Consider the following 16,569-nt stretch of genomic DNA (forward strand, 5'->3'; position numbering starts at 1 on the left):
ATATTATTGAATTTCTTTGATTCCTTTTATAAAAAGCCATTTCATAAAAAGTTTTTCGCCGTCTTTTGTTCTTACGGCTTGAAATTTAGGCCCAACTATAGTTCCAATCACAAATGCCGTCATCGGAATCCAGATTCCCGTTAATCCTGTGTAAGCCGCAATTAAAAAACGGAATAAAAGAAATAAGACTGCAAAAGCAGCAAGTTGGTATAAAAAAGCTCGTAGTTGTAGTTTTGACATTTTTTTTGAGTTGCTAAGGTTCTAAGATGCTAAGTTGCTAAGTCTTTTGCTTGACAACTAAAATACTTAAAAGCTTAAAAATTATTATTTTTTTTGAGTTGCTAAGATTCTAAGGTTCTGAGATGCTAAGTTTTTTCCTTAGCAACTTGAATATTTAAAAACTTAAAAATTATTATTTTTTTTGAGTTGCTAAGATTCTAAGGTTCTGAGATGCTAAGTTTTTTTCTTAGTATCTTGAATATTTAAAAGCTTAAATTATTATTTTTTTGGGTTGCTAAGATGCTATTTTTTCGTCCTAAAATTAAAAACTTAGAACCTTAGAATCTTAGCAACTTAGTATCTTAAACTTGAAATTTCGTTCTCTTGCTTCCTTCGTACATTTCATATTTAACCAAACGTGCTTCAAGGCTTCCGTTGAAAAGTTTGATTTTTCTTGAAGGTTTTAATCCGACGAATTTTAAAGCTTCTAGATTTGCTGTAATAAACCAAGCATTTGTTCCTGGATAGTTTTTCTTTAAAGTATCGCCTATACTAGCATAGAATCGCTCCATGTGAATATCTAAACGCTCATCATAAGGCGGATTGAAAACCATGTGAAGCTTTCCTTCTACTTCTTTTTCCGTGTCAAAAAAGTTGCCTTCACTAATGGTTATGTAATCATCAAGGTTGGCATTTCTAATATTATCTTTGGCTTTGCTAACCGCACTTGGCGCTTTATCGTAACCTTTAATTGTGTAATGAAACTCTCTTGTCTTTTTCATTAAACTGTCCACAATCTTATCAAATAGATCATTATCCCAATCTTTCCATTTTTCGAATGCAAACTCTCTTCTATTGATGTTTGCTGGAATATTGCAAGCAATCATAGCCGCTTCTGCCAAGAAAGTTCCAGAACCGCACATAGGATCTAGAAAATGACTTTGCCCGTCCCAACCAGATAATAAAAGAATTCCAGCTGCTAAAACTTCATTAATTGGCGCAATATTCGTAGCCGTTCTATAACCGCGCTGATGAAGCGAAGCTCCAGAAGTATCCAAAGCTACAGAAACCTGATCTTTATCGATATGAATATTAATACGTAAATCTGGATATTGCTTATCGATACTTGGGCGTTGTCCTGTTCTCTCTCTAAACTGATCTACAATCGCATCTTTACATTTCTGAGAAACAAATTCAGAATGATTGAAATAAGTAGAATGCACAGTGGTATCTATTACAAAAGTCTGGTTCGCATTTAAATATTTAGACCAGTTTAAACCCGAAATACCTTTGTACAAAGCCTGCTCGTTATTGGCTCTAAAAGAATAAATTGGTTTTAAGACTTTCAGCGCAGTACGCAAAGACAAATTGGCTTTGTACATAAAACCTTTATCTCCTTTAAAGCTCACCATTCTTACGCCTTTTTCAACATCTTGAGCCCCAAGTGTGCGTAATTCTTTTTCTAATATTTCCTCAAAGCCAAAAAAACATTTGGCAATCATTTTAAAATTTTCTTCCATTTCTTTTCAATTAAAAAAAGCCAATCGCTATAACATTTTATTATACTGGTATAAATACGTATCGGAGCGAAATAGTTATTTTTCGGCAAAAATACACTAAATTTGCCGGACTTTTGAATTAATTGAAATAGAATAAATGTCTAAAAAACAAAACGCACCAATCCAAAATCAAGAAGACGAAAATCAAAACTGGTATTCTTCCTGGTTTGACACGCCATATTATCACATTCTATACAAGGATCGTAATTATCGTGAGGCTCAAGTTTTCATGGACAACTTAACGCATTATCTGAACTTGCCTGAGAAGGCTAAGGTATTGGATTTAGCCTGCGGAAAAGGCCGTCATTCTATTTATTTAAATCAATTGGGCTACGATGTTTTAGGGGCAGATTTGTCTGAAAACAGCATTACAGAAGCTAGCAAAAACAGTAACGAAACGCTTCATTTTAAAGTGCACGACATGCGCGAGCCTTTTGAAGAAAAATTTGATGCTATTTTCAATCTTTTTACCAGTTTTGGCTATTTCGAAAGCGACGATGACAATCTAACGACTTTAAAAGCAATTAAAGAAAGCTTATCTGAATACGGTTTTGCTGTTATCGATTTTATGAACGTTCCAAACGTTATAGAAAACCTTGTTCCCGAAGAAACAAAAACAGTAGATGAAATAGATTTTCACATTAAAAGATATGTAGAAGACGGACATATTTTTAAAGAAATTGATTTTGAAGACCAAGGCAGAAAATATCATTTTACAGAAAAAGTAAAAGCACTAACTTTGAAAGACTTTCAGGATTTAATGGACGAAGCTGGAATTTTCCTTCTCGATATTTTTGGAGACTATAAACTCAAAAAATTCCACAAAACCGAAAGCGAAAGATTAATCATGATTTTTAAGTAAATTGGTTAATCGTTTAATTGTTTAACCGTTTAATCGGCAATCAAAAAAACAATTAAACGATTAAACGAATCAACGGTTAAACAACTATAAATGAACTATTTATTACCCTTATTTTCTGTACTTTTAGGATATAGCGCGGCTTTGTTTATAAAACCCGAAAACAAAACCAATTTAAAATTACTGCTGGCATTTAGCGGTTCTTTTTTATTGTCTTTGACCGTAATGCACCTTCTTCCTGAAGTTTACGAATCGCATAATCACAATATCGGAATCTTTATAATGGTTGGAATTTTATTCCAGATCGTATTAGAATTTTTCTCAAAAGGCGCCGAACACGGACATGTTCACGGACATGCAAAACTGTCTCAAATTCCGTGGCTTTTATTCATTAGTTTGTGTATTCATGCTTTTTTAGAAGGTTTTCCTGTAAGCCATCATCATGGTTTGGCAGTCGGAATTGCCATTCATCATTTGCCAATTGCCGTTATCCTTACAACATTTTTCATTAATGCCGATTTAAACAAAAAAGCCATTTTTGCTTTCATGATAACCTTTGCCATCATGACGCCACTTGGAACAATCGCTTCAGAATATTTACCCTTTTTAAGTAAATATTACACCGAAATAACAGCCATCGTAATTGGTATTTTATTTCACATTTCATCAACAATTATTTTTGAAAGCAGCGAAGGACATAAATTTAATATTGCCAAAGTTTCTATGATTGTTCTCGGAATTTTATTGGCATTCTTTTTATAATTTTTTAATTAGACAATTAGAAAATGTGTCAATTAGAAAATTATCTCATTATCTAATTGACACATTGGCTCATTAATTAGCTCTCTTTCTCTCCTCTTGATTTCCGAAATTGCGTTCTTTAACGTTGATCTTTTTATTTCCGAAATTGTAAATTACAGACAAACGCACAAAACGATTACTTTCATTTTGACTATAAACCTGTTTCACACCATTAACCACCGAAGTGAATTCTTTTAAATAAGAAGTATTAAAAATGTCATTGGCTAAAAAGGCAATCTGAAGCGTTTTATTCAACAAATCTTGTTTAAAACCAATATCAAAACTCGAAACGTATCCTATTTCATATAACCCACTTTTAAAAGGCGTACTATAGTTAAAATCAATTTGAAGTTTGGTGTTTTTTCCTAAAACAAATGTATTATTTGTCGTGAAATCAATCTGCAAACTGTTTGAAGGTGTTGCATTAATATCTTTTATAAACTTTGTTTCTGAACCTAAAAAGTACAATGTATTTTCACTTTGCCACCAGTCTGTAAAAGTTGCTGAATAAGTTTCGCCAACACCATAATTCAGACCTTTATAATAATTCTCACGCGTTACAATTTGCGTATTTGTTTCTGGGTTCGAGGTAAAAACAATTCCATATCCGTTTGTAATGGCATTTACAAAAACACTTGTTCTTAAAACATCTTTATAAGAATGCGACAATTCAAAATTATCACTAAATGAAGGCTTCAAAAACGGATTTCCTTCAGAATAACTGTTACTATTTATGTAAACCCTAAACGGATTCAGCAAGTCAAAACGCGGTCTATTGATTCTTTTTCCATAATTGAGACTAAAAGTATTGTTCTCGTTTTTTTTGTACGAAGCATAAAATGTTGGAAATAGCTTCAAATAATTATTTACATTTTCCTGATTCATCGCTTCAGAAAGCCCGTTAGTCTGGGTATTTTCAAGTCGTAAACCCATTTGAAGATTCCACTTTTCGTTTATTTTTTTATCTCCGTTAATATAAACAGCCTGATTATTTTCAGTGTATTTAAAGCGATTTGATTGACTAGGATCTAATTCTGGAGTTCCTGTAGCCGTATTGTAAAAAACGACATCGCTTATGCTATTGGTAAAACTCATTTTTGCTCCATAAGATAAATTAAACGATTGAAAAGGGTGCTCCATATCTGCCTTAAAACTCCAATTATCAATATCTTGATTAGAAATATTTCTTCCTGCCTGATTAAGGTCGATAAATTCCATATCTGGATTATAATCGTTAGCAATAAAATTTCTATCGAATTTTGAACTATAATCAAAATAATCTACATCAAAAGACAATTTTCGGTTTAGCGAATCCAATTTTGTAATAAAATGCGCATTATAAGTCTGATTTTTAGAACCTTTATCTGTAAAACTTTTATTTAATGTTACATGTTGCAATTCGTTTTGCGTATTATACTTTTCGATTCTTATATCTGAACCAAAATCTGGATTATTTCTATCATTCATAAACTGAAAACCAATAGAGGTGCGAGGTGATAAATCGTAATCTAGAGCCAATTTTCCTGAAAAATTCTCGTTTTTAATTTTTGTATCAGCTCTCATTGTTGAAAGTCCATCAGGAAAATACATGTCCAAATTCTCTGTAGAATTTTTATAACCCGTTTTACCATTTACACTTGCCGAAAATCTAAACTTATTTTTACTGTAGAAAAAATTATCTCTCAAAGTATAGATCCCGTATTTATTCTGATCGTAAGAAACTGTCGTCGAATTTTTCCACGAATCACGAACTCCTTTTTTCATAATAATATTTATCAATCCTCCAATCCCATCGGCTTCATATTTTGCTGGCGGATTACTTATAATTTCAATATTCTTAATATCTGCTGCAGAAATTGATTTCAAGAAATTATTCAATTCCTCACCCGTCAATTCAATCAAACGCCCGTCTATCATCACCCGTGAAGTTCCTTTTCCTAAAATGGTAATTATATCATTTTTTACTACAACTCCAGGCGCTGTGTTAATGGCACTTAAAGCATCGCCGCCAGTTGTTGTAACATTGTTTTCGAGGTTATAAACTACGCGATCTGTTTTCTGTTCGATGGTTTTCTTTTTAGACTGAACCACAACTTCAACTAATTTGGTTTCATTTTCTTTGAGAATAATAATTCCTAAATCGGTATTTTTTTCTAGCGAAATTTCTTTTTCATAGGTAGTAAATCCTAAAAGATTGATTTCTATTTTATAAAAGCCGTTTTTAAGATTTATTTCAAAAGAACCGTCTTCTTTAGTTGTAGTTCCATCGATAATTTTTCCTTCTTTATTTAATATTGAAATTTCTGCCCATTCTAAAGATTTTGTTCCACTGGCTACTTTTCCTTTTAATGTTGATTGTGCTAAACAAAATAAAGGCAATAGTAAAAAGATTAGGAGATTTAATTTTTTCATGATTTCTAATTTTAACTTGTTCGATTAATTTGAAGCAAAGTTGCCTTAGAAAATCTGCGTATGCGACCGACAAAATAAAGTCGAACCAATTTCTATTTAGGAAATTGGTTCGACTTTATTTGGTATGAAGTACGACTTTTTACAAAACCTTAATTATAAAGCGTTTCGGTAAGCCGTTGGTGTTAAATTTGTATATTTTTTGAACGAAGTATTAAAAGACGATTTTGAATTAAATCCTACTTCGTACAAGATTTCTAAAACCGTTAGATCTTTTTTGGAAGGATTTTTTAGAATTTCCATCGCTTTTTGAATGCGATATTCATTCACAAAATCAAAAAAATGCTGATCCATATGATGATTAATCAAAACAGATAAATCTCGAACCGGAATTTCAATTTGATTAGAAAGTTCCTGAATTGTAAGCGACGGATCAAGAAAAGGTTCTTTTTCTGCCATATAGTGTTTCAATGCTGAAATCTGGTTGGCAATTATTTCGTTTTGGCTGTCTTTTGCGTCAATACCTTCATTATTTTCTTTAGGAAGAATATCTTTTGCCAATAACAATTTAGAATCGATGCCTCTAAAAAGTTCAGGATAATTCAGCGCTTTTAAAACAAACCAACAAGTGATCGCCAAAACCAAAAACTGCAATATGGTATTAGACCAAATCCATAAGAAGTCAACAGCAGCATATCGCAATATATTTTTGGCTATCGATAGGTAATACAAAACAAAAAGTGCCATTGCGATTTGAAACAACCATTTAAAAATAGAAGTTCTCGGATTCGTATAATTTTCCTGAAATATTTCTCTGTACTTTTTCAAAACCAAAAAGACGCCGATACTATAAACGACTGTTTGTAAAGCTAGAACAAGAAACAAATAAAACATTTCTGGCGATTGGTCACGATGGTCATAAAACGGTGTTTTGTCAGCTTCATTTAAAAGATAGAGTCTAACCAAGAAAACTACATTTGTTAGAACAAACGGAATTAAATGCAACAAATGTTTTGAACGCAACCTAAAATCAGCAAAACAAACGGATAAGACATAAAGATAGAAGGTTGGCAGTACTAATGCACAAATAGTCCATCTAAAAAATTCGAAATTAAAATGGTGTCTAATGAAGTCATCATCGATGAAAATACCGCTATTATCAATGGCAAAAAATATCAAATAACAAGCAAATAGTCTATTTGCCAATTTATTTTTTGTTTGCACAGTGAGTAAAAAGAAGGCCAGCAATAAGGAAACAAAAACTGATATTCCGGCCATACCAGTTAAAAAAGTGACTTTATCCATTACTTTTTTGATTATTTAACAAATATAATGTTTTAGTTCTTAAACATAAATTCATCAGAAGTTAGAATCAATTTATAGTGTTTCGATAAGCTGTAGGCGTAAGATTTGTATACTTTTTAAATGAAGTATTAAAAGAAGATTTTGAGTTAAAACCAACTTCATACAATATTTCTAGAACCGTAAGCTGACTTTTGGTCTGGTCTCTTAAAATATGCATCGCCTTTTGAATGCGATATTCATTTACAAAATCAAAGAAATGCTGGTTCATATGATGATTAATCAAAACAGACAAATCACGAACCGGAATATTAATTTGATTACTTAATTCCTGTATTGTTAATGACGGATCAAGAAAAGGCTCTTTTTCACTCATATATTGCCTTAGCGATGTTATTTGAGTAGTAATGGAATTATTTTGCTCGTCAGATGCTCCTGGTATTTCGTCAATTTCAGGAAGGATATCTTTAGTTAATATTAATTTAGAATTTACGCCTCTAAAAAGCTCTGGATATTTCAAAGCCTTCATTATAAACCAGCACGTTATAAATAAAGCTATGACTCCTACCAATACATTTGCCCAAAGAAAAATCTCTCTAAAACCGCTGTATCTCAATATATTTTTTAAAGCTACGATTGAATGTGCAATAAGAAATACGCAGGTCATTTGAAAAAGCCATTTATAAGTCGAAACACTTGGATTGGTATAGTTTTCTAAATAGATTTCCTTATATTTTTTGAGAATTAGAAATACACTTATGATATAGAAAACGTATTGAAACTCTATTAAAATCTGTATAAAATAGATCTCAGACATTTGATTAAGAGGTCCGATAAAATTTCCTTCCTCAATACTTTTATAAATTCTAGGAATAAAAAGCACGTTTACAACTATAAAAGGAAGCAGATGTACGGTATGTTTCCATTTTAATCTGAAATCAGAATAGCAAACTGCCAACACATACAGATAGAAAGAAGGCATTCCTAACAAACAAAAAGTTGATCTAAAAATCTCTAAGTTTCGGTGATCTTCTGTATACAAATACATAAAAAATCCGCTGAGATCTATAGCTGAAAAAATAAAAAACAAAGCAAATAAGCGGTTTGCCAGTTTGTTTTCAGTTTTTACCGTCAGCAGAAAAAATGCCATCAGCAAAGAAACGAAAACAGAAATTCTGGCAATTCCTTCCAGTAAAACTAATTGATCCATTTATCTTTTAATATGTAACAAATATAATATTTTCGTTTTTGTAACAACGCTTAATTAAAACCGTCTTTAGAGTGAAAAAATAGCAGAAAAATTTTAATTATAAATCTTTGAGACTTTGCAAGATTGAGATAAAATATATTAATTTTGACGAGTCTAAATAACGATAAAATGACATTTACGAAAACCACTGAACAAGCCTCAAAATATGAACATTTAGAGAAGATGTCTGTTCATGAATTGTTATCCAATATAAACAAAGAAGACAAAACTGTGCCTTATGCAGTCGAGAAAGCTTTGCCACAAATCGAAGCTTTGATTCCGCAAATAGTAGCAAAATTAAAGCTTGGCGGCAGATTGTTTTATATTGGAGCAGGAACTTCTGGACGACTTGGTGTTGTAGATGCTTCAGAATGTCCGCCCACTTTTGGCGTTCCGTTTGATTTAGTAAATGGTATTATTGCAGGCGGCGATACAGCGATAAGACGTGCAGTAGAAAACGCAGAAGACAACCCAACACAAGCTTGGATTGATCTCCAAAACCATAAAATCGATTCAAATGATGTTGTAATCGGAATCGCTGCTTCGGGAACTACTCCGTACGTTATTGGCGGATTAGAAACCTGCAACCAGAATAATATCGTTACAGGATGCATTACTTGTAATGCGGGAAGTCCGTTGGCATTGACAGCACAATTTCCAATTGAAGTCGTTGTTGGACCAGAGTTTGTAACTGGAAGTTCTAGAATGAAGGCTGGAACTGCTCAGAAATTGGTTTTAAACATGATTTCGACAGCCGCAATGATTCAGCTTGGCAAAGTAAGAGGCAATAAAATGGTCGACATGCAGTTAAGCAATGTAAAGCTGGTAGATCGCGGCGTAAAAATGATTATGGATGAAATATTAGTTTCATACGACGAAGCTTCTGAATTATTAAAAAAATATGGCAGCGTAAGAAATGCTGTCGATAATTATAAAAAGTAAATAGTTTTCTGTAAAATGTGAAATGTGGTTTCAAACTACAACTTGGAACAAAGAAAACTTGAAACAAAAAAAGAAATGGCAACAAATAAACAATTATTAGGAAAAGGAATTAAATATTTAACAGGCGCTCTGCCTTTAATGTTCCTTGGGCCAACATTGATATATAATGCCTTTCAGAATCAAGGCAACAACTGGCATTATCTCGTTCTAGCAATTGGAATTATAGCCTGCCTAAGCTCAATGTTACTAAGTTTTCTTGGTTTGAAAACAATTGTTAGAGGTATATTTAATGACTAATTTGTATCTTTACTAAAATTCTTTGTCATGGATATACAAGCAGAAATAAATTGGATACATCAAGAAATTGATAAAGTAAAAGATCCTTCTTTTGTAGAAAAACTAAAACATCTTTTACAATCTATCAATAATACCGCTATTGATTCAGACGCAGCTTATAATTTAGATATCGAAAATGCTTTAGAAAACATTAAAAAAGGTAATTTCTATACTGAAGATCAAGCCAAAGAAATTGCAAAAAAATGGGGAAGAAAATAATCTGGTCGAAAAATGCTTTAGACCAATTAGAAGACATTCATTTTTACATTTTCTTTGAAAGTAAATCACTTAAAATCGCTGACAAAGTTGTCAATACAATTTTTGACAGTACCGAGATTTTAAAAACAAACCCTGAAATTTACAAACTCGACAAACAAAAAACTAACAATGATGGCAGTTTTAGAGTTTATTATGTTTATGATTATGGAATCTCTTATCAAATAACAGAAGAAATAATATATATCCTTCGAGTACGACATAATGCTCAAAAACCCAAAAAACATTCATGGAAGCTTTAATTCATATTCAGAAAACATTTGAAAAAGTTGTTTATATCGACAAGAAAATAAACAATCGCGAGTTTGAAGATTGCGTTTTTAAAAACTGCGATTTTTCAAACAGTAATTTCAATTCTAATACTTTTTTGGATTGTGAATTTATTGACTGTAATCTCTCCATGACAAGTTTGGCAGGAACAAGCTTAAAAAACGTCACATTTAAAAACTGCAAACTTCTAGGAATTGCATTTAATGAATGTGATGATTTTCTTTTTCAAGTTTATTTTGATGAATGTGTTCTAGATTATGCCTTGTTTTCTAATAAAAAAATGCCGAAAACAAAATTCATCAATTCTTCTGTTCGCGAAGTCACTTTTATTGGAACCAATTTAACCAGTTCTGTTTTTGACAATTGTGATCTTGACGGAGCTATTTTTAATGAAACACAATTGGCTTCAGTCAATTTTAAAACCGCTTACAATTACAAAATAGATCCTGAATTTAATCCGATGAAAAAAGCACAATTTTCAACTGAAGGAATTGTTGGACTATTAGACAAATATGATATTAAAATCGTTTGATTTTAAAAATCCAGTTACTGTTTCTTAATTTTTTATATGGCTCAGAGAGGCATACTATCTATAGCAGCAAAAATACCATTTTTGTTTTAAAAGACATATTTAAGCATATCAGCAATTTAAAATTATAACTATGAGTGCCGATCAATCTTATTTAGAAAGCGTTATAAAACAATTTTTATATTATAAAATGCTTGGCGAAAAAGCTATAGATCAGCTTGAGCCAGATCAGCTTTTTGTTGCAGTTAATGAAGACACCAACAGTATTGCCACGATTATAAAACACATTTCGGGAAATATGCTTTCGCGTTGGACTGATTTTCTAACAACCGATGGTGAAAAAGAATGGCGTAACCGAGATGCTGAATTTGAAAATGATTTGCAATCTAAAGCGGAAGTTCTTGAACTGTGGAATAAAGGCTGGAATTGCTTAGAAAATGCGCTTAAAAGTTTAAACCAAGATCAGCTTTCAGAGATTATTTACATCAGAAATGAAGGTCATACGGTTATAGAAGCTATAAATCGTCAATTGGCACATTATCCCTATCATGTCGGACAGATTGTTTTTTATGCCAAACAGCTGAAAAACAGCGAATGGAACAGTTTGTCGATTCCTAAAAATAAATCAGGAAATTATAATGCCGAAAAGTTTGCTAAGGAAAAAGAAATCAAGAACTTTACCGACGATGAATTAAAAAGATTGAAATGATAGAATATTATGCAAATTTTGGCGGAACTTGTTGGTGGGTCTTAATCAAATTCTGTAGAACAAATTTAACCGAAGAGCAGAGTTCTAAAAACAAAAAACGGAATTTACTTTTTCTAACTTTTATAACTCTAGTAATTTTCTTTTTATTTTTTAATTAAAAAAAGGACTTCTGAAAACCAAAGTCCTAGCCCTGATGGAAGCGGCATCCTTTTGTGGTGGGGTTCACCACAAAAGATATAGCAGACAGCAGGATTAGCTTCTTAAAAAAACAACTTATTCAAAATGAAAAAAATACTACTCTTATTTCCGATACTTGCCTTAGTATCATGCTATAACGCAGAACACAATTGCAAGGATTTTAAAACTGGGAAATTCAAATTTGAAACCGATGTGAACGGAGTTAAAAAAACGACTTACTTTGAGCGCAAAGAAGATATCGAAATTGAAACCTATGAAGGAAAAACTGATACGGCTACAATTCGCTGGGTAAGCGACTGCGAATATGTATTGCAGAAAAAACACCCGAAAAATATGGCGGAAGAAAAAGCAATCAGCATGAAGATTTTAACGACTTCTAAAGATTCTTACACTTTTGAATTTGGCTTGGTTGGTTCTGAAGAAAAACAGCGAGGAACGGTTTATAAAGTTGATTAAAACACTATTTTAAATATTTAAAAACTCCATTGTTGGAGCTTTTTTTATAGAAAATCTATGCGGAGTCACTTGCGGAGATCCCTCGTTCCTCGGGATGACAAACGTTACGGATAACGCTTTTTTGAAAACCCTTTGTTACTTTGTTACTTTGTCCCTTTGTAACTAAAAAACAAAGGTGTTTCTTTTACATTTCTATTTTAAATAGTATTTTTAGAATCTAATCTAACCACATGAAAAATACCATTTCGCAAAGAGTTGCCGATTTTTTAAAGAATTATCCGCCGTTTAATTTTCTTCATCAGAGAGATTTAGAAAAGCTTTCTGAACAGATTTCCATTATTTACAAAGAAAAAGATGCTGTAATTTTTGCTGAAAATGACAAAACACATGATTCATTTTATGTGGTTCATAAAGGAGCGGTGGCGTTGAAAAAAAGCACTAAAAATACCGTTTTAGATATGTGCGATGAAGGTGATATTTTTGGCCTTCGTCCGCTTTTGGCACAGGAAAACTATATAATGGAAGCAGTAGCTCATGAGGAAAGCATTTTGTATGCAATTCCGATTGCCGTTTTCAAGCCTTATGCACTCGAGAATCGAAATGTTGGTAATTTCTTGATTGAAAGTTACGCATCAAATACTCGAAATCCATATTCTGATATTCATAAAGATAAATTATACGGCGATGATGATCAGCTGAATGAAAATCTGCACTCTAGCAACCATTCTTTTGATTTAGCACCAATAAAATACTCAAAGAAAATCGTTACCTGCAGTCCGTCAACTACGGTAAAAGAGATTGCAAAAATCATGAACAAGAAAAAAGTTGGTGCGATTTTAATTGTAGATGAAATGCTTCCGATTGGTATTTTGACCGATAAAGATCTTCGAAATAAAATTGTAACAGGAGATTTTCCTATTACCACCACTGCAGAAACGATCATGACAAAACCTGTTATTACGTATCCTAAAAAAATGACGGTTACAGAGGCGCAAATGGCCATGATGAAAAGCAATATTAGTCATTTGTGTTTGACGAAAGATGGAACGGTAAATACAAAAGCGGTTGGAATCTTATCTAAACACGATGTAATGGTCGCACTCGGAAACAATCCTGCTGTTTTGATAAAAGCCTTAAAAAGAACTAAGAAAATTAAGGAGATAAAGCCAATTCGCAATCGTATTATGCAATTGTTGCAAGGCTATTTGGACCAAAATATCCCGATGACTTTGATTACGAAAATCATTACCGAACTCAATGAAGCCTGTACTAATCGTGTTATTGAGATTTGCTTAGAAAAAATGAGCAGTCCGCCACCTGTAAAATTTGCTTGGCTGGCACTTGGAAGTCAAGGTCGTGGAGAACAAATGCTGCATACCGATCAAGATAATGCGATTGTTTATGAAAATGTGAATGAGGTTTTTAGAGATGAAACTAAAGTGTACTTTCACAAATTTGCAGGACTTGTCAATAAAGGCCTTTTTGAAATTGGCTATGACTATTGCCCTGCCGAAATGATGGCTTCGAACCCAAAATGGTGCATGAGTTTGGATGATTGGAAAAGCCATGTGCATCATTGGATTACAAATCCGGGGAAAAATGAGGTTTTATTGTCGTTTATTTTCTTTGATTACAGCTTAACTTACGGAGATAGCGAAGTAGTAAATCAATTGTCTGATTATATTTTTGAAGATTTAAAAGCAAATCCGATTTTTTATATGCATTTGGTGAGCGGTGCATTACAAAGCCCTTCTCCTACTGGATTCTTTAGACAATTTTTGGTAGAGCAAGACGGTGCCAACAAAGACAATTTTGATATTAAAAGAAGAGCTTTAATGCCTCTAACAGATGCTGCCCGTGTTTTAATTTTGTCGCATTCTGTTAAAGGAATTAGCAATACAGCTGAACGTTTTGAAAAATTAGCCGAACTAGAACCTAACAATAGAGAATTGTATTTATCGTGTTCGTATTCGTTTAAAGCTTTACTGAAATTTAGAACCAAACAAGGTTTGCTGCACCATGATTCTGGTCAGTTTATCGAATTGGAATCTTTAACCAAAATGGAAAAAATTAAACTGAAACGCACTTTTAAAACCATTAAAGAACTTCAGGAACTTATTTCAGTACGTTTTAATATCTCAAATCTAGTATAATGAGTTTACTCAATTTTTGGAAAAAGGAAGAAAACAATCTGTTTGATGAAAACATCACGATTGAAGAAACTCGTTTTGTGGTTTTAGATACCGAAACAACTGGTTTTGATTACGAAAATGACCGAATTTTATGCATTGGTGCATTGGTTCTTCAGAACGGAATCATTTCAGTTCAGGACAGTTTTGAAGTATATCTGGAGCAAGATCATTACGATAAATCGACTGCTCAGATTCACGGAATCCTGAAAGCATTTGTAATTCAACGTCCAAGCGAATTGGAAGCTTTACAGCAGTTTCTGGATTTTTTGGGAGATTCGATCATCATTGCGCATCATACTATTTTTGATGTTACGATGATCAATAAAGCTTTAGAAAGAAACGGACTTCCTCATTTAACCAATAAAACTTTAGACACTGCTTATTTGTACAAAAAGACTTTAATTCAATCGCATTTGTTTGAGCGAAAAGACCATTACACCTTAGATGATCTGGCAGACAAATTTGATATTTCAAAAAAAGATCGTCATACAGCACTGGGCGATGCGTACATCACCGCTATTGCCTTTCTTAAGATTGTAAAGAAATTAAGAGAGAAAAAAGCAGTCAGTTTAAACCAGCTTTTTAAACTTTAAGATTTTTTTATAAATCTAAAATTTACATTAAACGGTTGTGCTTTACCTTTTAGTAATATAAGACTGATAAAAGTTAGCAAAAAAGAAAAATAGCCATAACATGTATTTTGTTTTTGAAAGATAGCTTTGCTTCAATCAAAAAAAACACAAAAAACATTATGAAAGCTAACATTTTAAAATCAATTACCTTGCTTGGCATTGCAGGACTTTCTGTAATAAGCTGTCAAAATGATGACAAAGATTCAAAAAACGATGTAAATGCAAGTATCGATTTTACTTCACAGTCAAAAGTACCTCCTTTTGTCTATGCTCAACCAGGTTTTGAAAACTTAAAAATCAGTACTTTAATTACAAGCGCAGATGTTCTTCCAAATTCGCCTTCGTTTGTTTACGGTGCTCAGCCAGATGGTGCTGGTTTAATGAAAGATCCAAATGGTGATGGGTATATCATGATTACGAACCACGAAATTCTTCAATCTGTATCTAGAGTATATTTAGACAAAACTTTCAAACCTGTAAAAGGCGAATATATCGTTGATGGCGTTGGCGGTTTAACACGTTTGTGTTCTGCTACTTTGGCAACTCCAGAAATTCATGGGTTTGGACCAATTTTCTTAACTGCTGGAGAAAGCGGACAAGAAAGTATGGTTCACGGAATCAACCCATTGGGGTTATCCTCTGATAAAGCTCGAAAAGACAGAGTCTTGCCAGCTTTAGGAAAAGCAAGTATGGAAAACGCTGTTCCGCTTCCTAAAGAAGCTTATCCAGGAAAAACAGTTATTTTAATTGGTGAAGATCAATCTTACGCTACATCTCACGTAAGTGCTGGACAATTAATTATGTATGTAAGTACGGTTGGTGATTTATCAAACGGAAAATTATATGCTTTAAAAAGAACTGACGGAAATCAGGTTGAAACTGATATCAAATTAAACAGCAGTTATCCAGTTGAATTTGTTGAAATTCCAAATGCAAAAAATCTTACTGGTGCAGTTATCAATACAACGGTTAACGATTTAAAAGCAGTTCGTTTTTCTAGAGTTGAAGACGTAGATTACAGAAAAGGAAGCGCAAGCAATAATAGAGAAGTTTATTTTACAGCTACAGGTCAAGCAACCAATAATGCCCCTGTTGATGGTTACACAATGTGGGGAAGAGTTTACAGAGTGAAATTGGATGCTGCAAATCCGTTGAAAGGAACTCTTGAATTAGCTGTTGAAGGCGACAGTACTCCAGGAACCGGAATCATCAATCCTGATAACTTATGTGTAACTGAAAACTATGTTTATATTCAAGAAGATGGTGACAGCTACTACGCTGATGCGAAACACGATTCGTATATCTGGCAATATAATATTGCTACAAAGCAAAATAAGCCTTGGCTAAACATGAACCACAAACGAACTGATACAGCATGGAATACTTTGTACAACCAAGCTGGTGAGATGAGATTGGGAAGCTGGGAATTTGGTGCGATGCAAGACATTTCAGATATTATTGGAGTTCCAGATACTTTTACAGTAAATATTCACTCTCATACTTGGCAGACCGATGCATTCAAAAATGCTGACGGTTCTGGAATCAATACGAACAAAGAAGGAGGACAAACTGTAATTATCAGAAACGTTCAGAGATAATAATTTCAGTCAAAATATCTATTAGCAACCCTT

17 protein-coding genes are annotated in these 16,569 nt (G+C 32.9%); 12 read left to right on the forward strand and 5 right to left on the reverse strand.

Going from position 1 to position 16,569, the window contains the following annotated elements; genetic code table 11:
• Positions 1-3: 3 nt before the first annotated feature.
• Entirely contained in the window at positions 4-240 is a 237-nt protein-coding gene (locus J7574_RS15150; protein ID WP_290970149.1) for a hypothetical protein, read from the reverse strand.
• Between the two features lie 341 nt (positions 241-581).
• The gene (locus tag J7574_RS15155; protein WP_290970152.1) at positions 582-1,739 is read right to left on the reverse strand and encodes a THUMP domain-containing protein; all 1,158 of its coding nucleotides are present in this window, start codon (positions 1,737-1,739) and stop codon (positions 582-584) included.
• 136 nt (positions 1,740-1,875) lie between these two features.
• On the opposite strand from J7574_RS15155, the gene J7574_RS15160 reads away from it, so the two are divergent.
• Complete coding sequence (locus tag J7574_RS15160) at positions 1,876-2,640, forward strand: bifunctional 2-polyprenyl-6-hydroxyphenol methylase/3-demethylubiquinol 3-O-methyltransferase UbiG (protein WP_290970155.1); 765 nt, start codon at positions 1,876-1,878, stop codon at positions 2,638-2,640.
• Between the two features lie 90 nt (positions 2,641-2,730).
• Positions 2,731-3,399 carry a ZIP family metal transporter gene (locus J7574_RS15165; RefSeq protein ID WP_290970158.1) on the forward strand — a complete coding sequence of 223 codons (669 nt, stop codon included), beginning with the start codon at positions 2,731-2,733 and terminating at the stop codon, positions 3,397-3,399.
• Positions 3,400-3,471: 72 nt separating this feature from the next.
• On the opposite strand, the gene J7574_RS15170 is transcribed toward J7574_RS15165, so the two are convergent.
• From J7574_RS15170 to J7574_RS15180, 3 genes are all read right to left on the reverse strand, one after another.
• On the reverse strand, positions 3,472-5,850 hold the full coding sequence (locus J7574_RS15170) for a TonB-dependent receptor (protein WP_290970160.1): 2,379 nt from the start codon (positions 5,848-5,850) through the stop codon (positions 3,472-3,474).
• A gap of 153 nt (positions 5,851-6,003) precedes the next feature.
• Complete coding sequence (locus J7574_RS15175; RefSeq protein WP_290970162.1) at positions 6,004-7,053, reverse strand: AraC family transcriptional regulator; 1,050 nt, start codon at positions 7,051-7,053, stop codon at positions 6,004-6,006.
• A 166-nt stretch (positions 7,054-7,219) separates the two neighbouring features.
• On the reverse strand, positions 7,220-8,359 hold the full coding sequence (locus J7574_RS15180; protein ID WP_290970165.1) for an AraC family transcriptional regulator: 1,140 nt from the start codon (positions 8,357-8,359) through the stop codon (positions 7,220-7,222).
• A 168-nt stretch (positions 8,360-8,527) separates the two neighbouring features.
• Between J7574_RS15180 and murQ the strand changes: the two genes are divergently transcribed.
• The 10 genes from murQ to J7574_RS15230 all read left to right on the forward strand — a co-directional run bounded on the left by murQ (position 8,528) and on the right by J7574_RS15230 (position 16,536).
• Positions 8,528-9,340 (forward strand): N-acetylmuramic acid 6-phosphate etherase, encoded by an 813-nt coding sequence (gene murQ / locus J7574_RS15185; RefSeq protein ID WP_290970168.1) that lies wholly within the window; start codon positions 8,528-8,530, stop codon positions 9,338-9,340.
• A 75-nt stretch (positions 9,341-9,415) separates the two neighbouring features.
• Positions 9,416-9,637, forward strand: coding sequence for a DUF6095 family protein (locus tag J7574_RS15190; protein WP_290971155.1), 222 nt, complete (start codon positions 9,416-9,418; stop codon positions 9,635-9,637).
• A 27-nt stretch (positions 9,638-9,664) separates the two neighbouring features.
• A complete protein-coding gene (locus J7574_RS15195) occupies positions 9,665-9,895 on the forward strand; it encodes a hypothetical protein (protein WP_290970171.1) in 231 nt (76 codons plus the stop codon).
• A complete protein-coding gene (locus tag J7574_RS15200) occupies positions 9,880-10,194 on the forward strand; it encodes a type II toxin-antitoxin system RelE/ParE family toxin (RefSeq protein ID WP_290970174.1) in 315 nt (104 codons plus the stop codon). Before J7574_RS15195 ends, J7574_RS15200 begins: the two co-directional genes overlap by 16 nt.
• The gene (locus tag J7574_RS15205) at positions 10,182-10,754 is read left to right on the forward strand and encodes a pentapeptide repeat-containing protein (protein WP_250835504.1); all 573 of its coding nucleotides are present in this window, start codon (positions 10,182-10,184) and stop codon (positions 10,752-10,754) included. The genes J7574_RS15200 and J7574_RS15205 overlap by 13 nt, the downstream gene beginning before the upstream one ends.
• 130 nt (positions 10,755-10,884) lie before the next feature.
• Entirely contained in the window at positions 10,885-11,460 is a 576-nt protein-coding gene (locus tag J7574_RS15210) for a DUF1572 family protein (RefSeq protein WP_290970183.1), read from the forward strand.
• Positions 11,461-11,742: 282 nt separating this feature from the next.
• Positions 11,743-12,114 carry a DNA topoisomerase IV gene (locus J7574_RS15215; RefSeq protein ID WP_290970186.1) on the forward strand — a complete coding sequence of 124 codons (372 nt, stop codon included), beginning with the start codon at positions 11,743-11,745 and terminating at the stop codon, positions 12,112-12,114.
• A gap of 230 nt (positions 12,115-12,344) precedes the next feature.
• Positions 12,345-14,267 (forward strand): DUF294 nucleotidyltransferase-like domain-containing protein, encoded by a 1,923-nt coding sequence (locus J7574_RS15220; RefSeq protein ID WP_290970190.1) that lies wholly within the window; start codon positions 12,345-12,347, stop codon positions 14,265-14,267.
• Entirely contained in the window at positions 14,267-14,899 is a 633-nt protein-coding gene (locus J7574_RS15225; RefSeq protein ID WP_290970193.1) for a PolC-type DNA polymerase III, read from the forward strand. Before J7574_RS15220 ends, J7574_RS15225 begins: the two co-directional genes overlap by 1 nt.
• Positions 14,900-15,057: 158 nt before the next feature.
• Entirely contained in the window at positions 15,058-16,536 is a 1,479-nt protein-coding gene (locus J7574_RS15230; RefSeq protein ID WP_290970196.1) for a hypothetical protein, read from the forward strand.
• Positions 16,537-16,569: the final 33 nt, after the last annotated feature.

This window comes from Flavobacterium sp., assembly GCF_017744675.1.
In the GTDB taxonomy this organism is placed as follows: Bacteria; Bacteroidota; Bacteroidia; order Flavobacteriales; family Flavobacteriaceae; genus Flavobacterium.

Coding starts and splice junctions, on each gene's coding strand:
- J7574_RS15150 (WP_290970149.1), bottom strand. CDS start 240: ATGTCAAAACTACAACTACGAGCTTTTTTATACCAACTTGCTGCTTTT.
- J7574_RS15155 (WP_290970152.1), bottom strand. CDS start 1,739: ATGGAAGAAAATTTTAAAATGATTGCCAAATGTTTTTTTGGCTTTGAG.
- J7574_RS15160 (WP_290970155.1), top strand. CDS start 1,876: ATGTCTAAAAAACAAAACGCACCAATCCAAAATCAAGAAGACGAAAAT.
- J7574_RS15165 (WP_290970158.1), top strand. CDS start 2,731: ATGAACTATTTATTACCCTTATTTTCTGTACTTTTAGGATATAGCGCG.
- J7574_RS15170 (WP_290970160.1), bottom strand. CDS start 5,850: ATGAAAAAATTAAATCTCCTAATCTTTTTACTATTGCCTTTATTTTGT.
- J7574_RS15180 (WP_290970165.1), bottom strand. CDS start 8,359: ATGGATCAATTAGTTTTACTGGAAGGAATTGCCAGAATTTCTGTTTTC.
- murQ (WP_290970168.1), top strand. CDS start 8,528: ATGACATTTACGAAAACCACTGAACAAGCCTCAAAATATGAACATTTA.
- J7574_RS15190 (WP_290971155.1), top strand. CDS start 9,416: ATGGCAACAAATAAACAATTATTAGGAAAAGGAATTAAATATTTAACA.
- J7574_RS15195 (WP_290970171.1), top strand. CDS start 9,665: ATGGATATACAAGCAGAAATAAATTGGATACATCAAGAAATTGATAAA.
- J7574_RS15200 (WP_290970174.1), top strand. CDS start 9,880: ATGGGGAAGAAAATAATCTGGTCGAAAAATGCTTTAGACCAATTAGAA.
- J7574_RS15205 (WP_250835504.1), top strand. CDS start 10,182: ATGGAAGCTTTAATTCATATTCAGAAAACATTTGAAAAAGTTGTTTAT.
- J7574_RS15210 (WP_290970183.1), top strand. CDS start 10,885: ATGAGTGCCGATCAATCTTATTTAGAAAGCGTTATAAAACAATTTTTA.
- J7574_RS15215 (WP_290970186.1), top strand. CDS start 11,743: ATGAAAAAAATACTACTCTTATTTCCGATACTTGCCTTAGTATCATGC.
- J7574_RS15220 (WP_290970190.1), top strand. CDS start 12,345: ATGAAAAATACCATTTCGCAAAGAGTTGCCGATTTTTTAAAGAATTAT.
- J7574_RS15225 (WP_290970193.1), top strand. CDS start 14,267: ATGAGTTTACTCAATTTTTGGAAAAAGGAAGAAAACAATCTGTTTGAT.
- J7574_RS15230 (WP_290970196.1), top strand. CDS start 15,058: ATGAAAGCTAACATTTTAAAATCAATTACCTTGCTTGGCATTGCAGGA.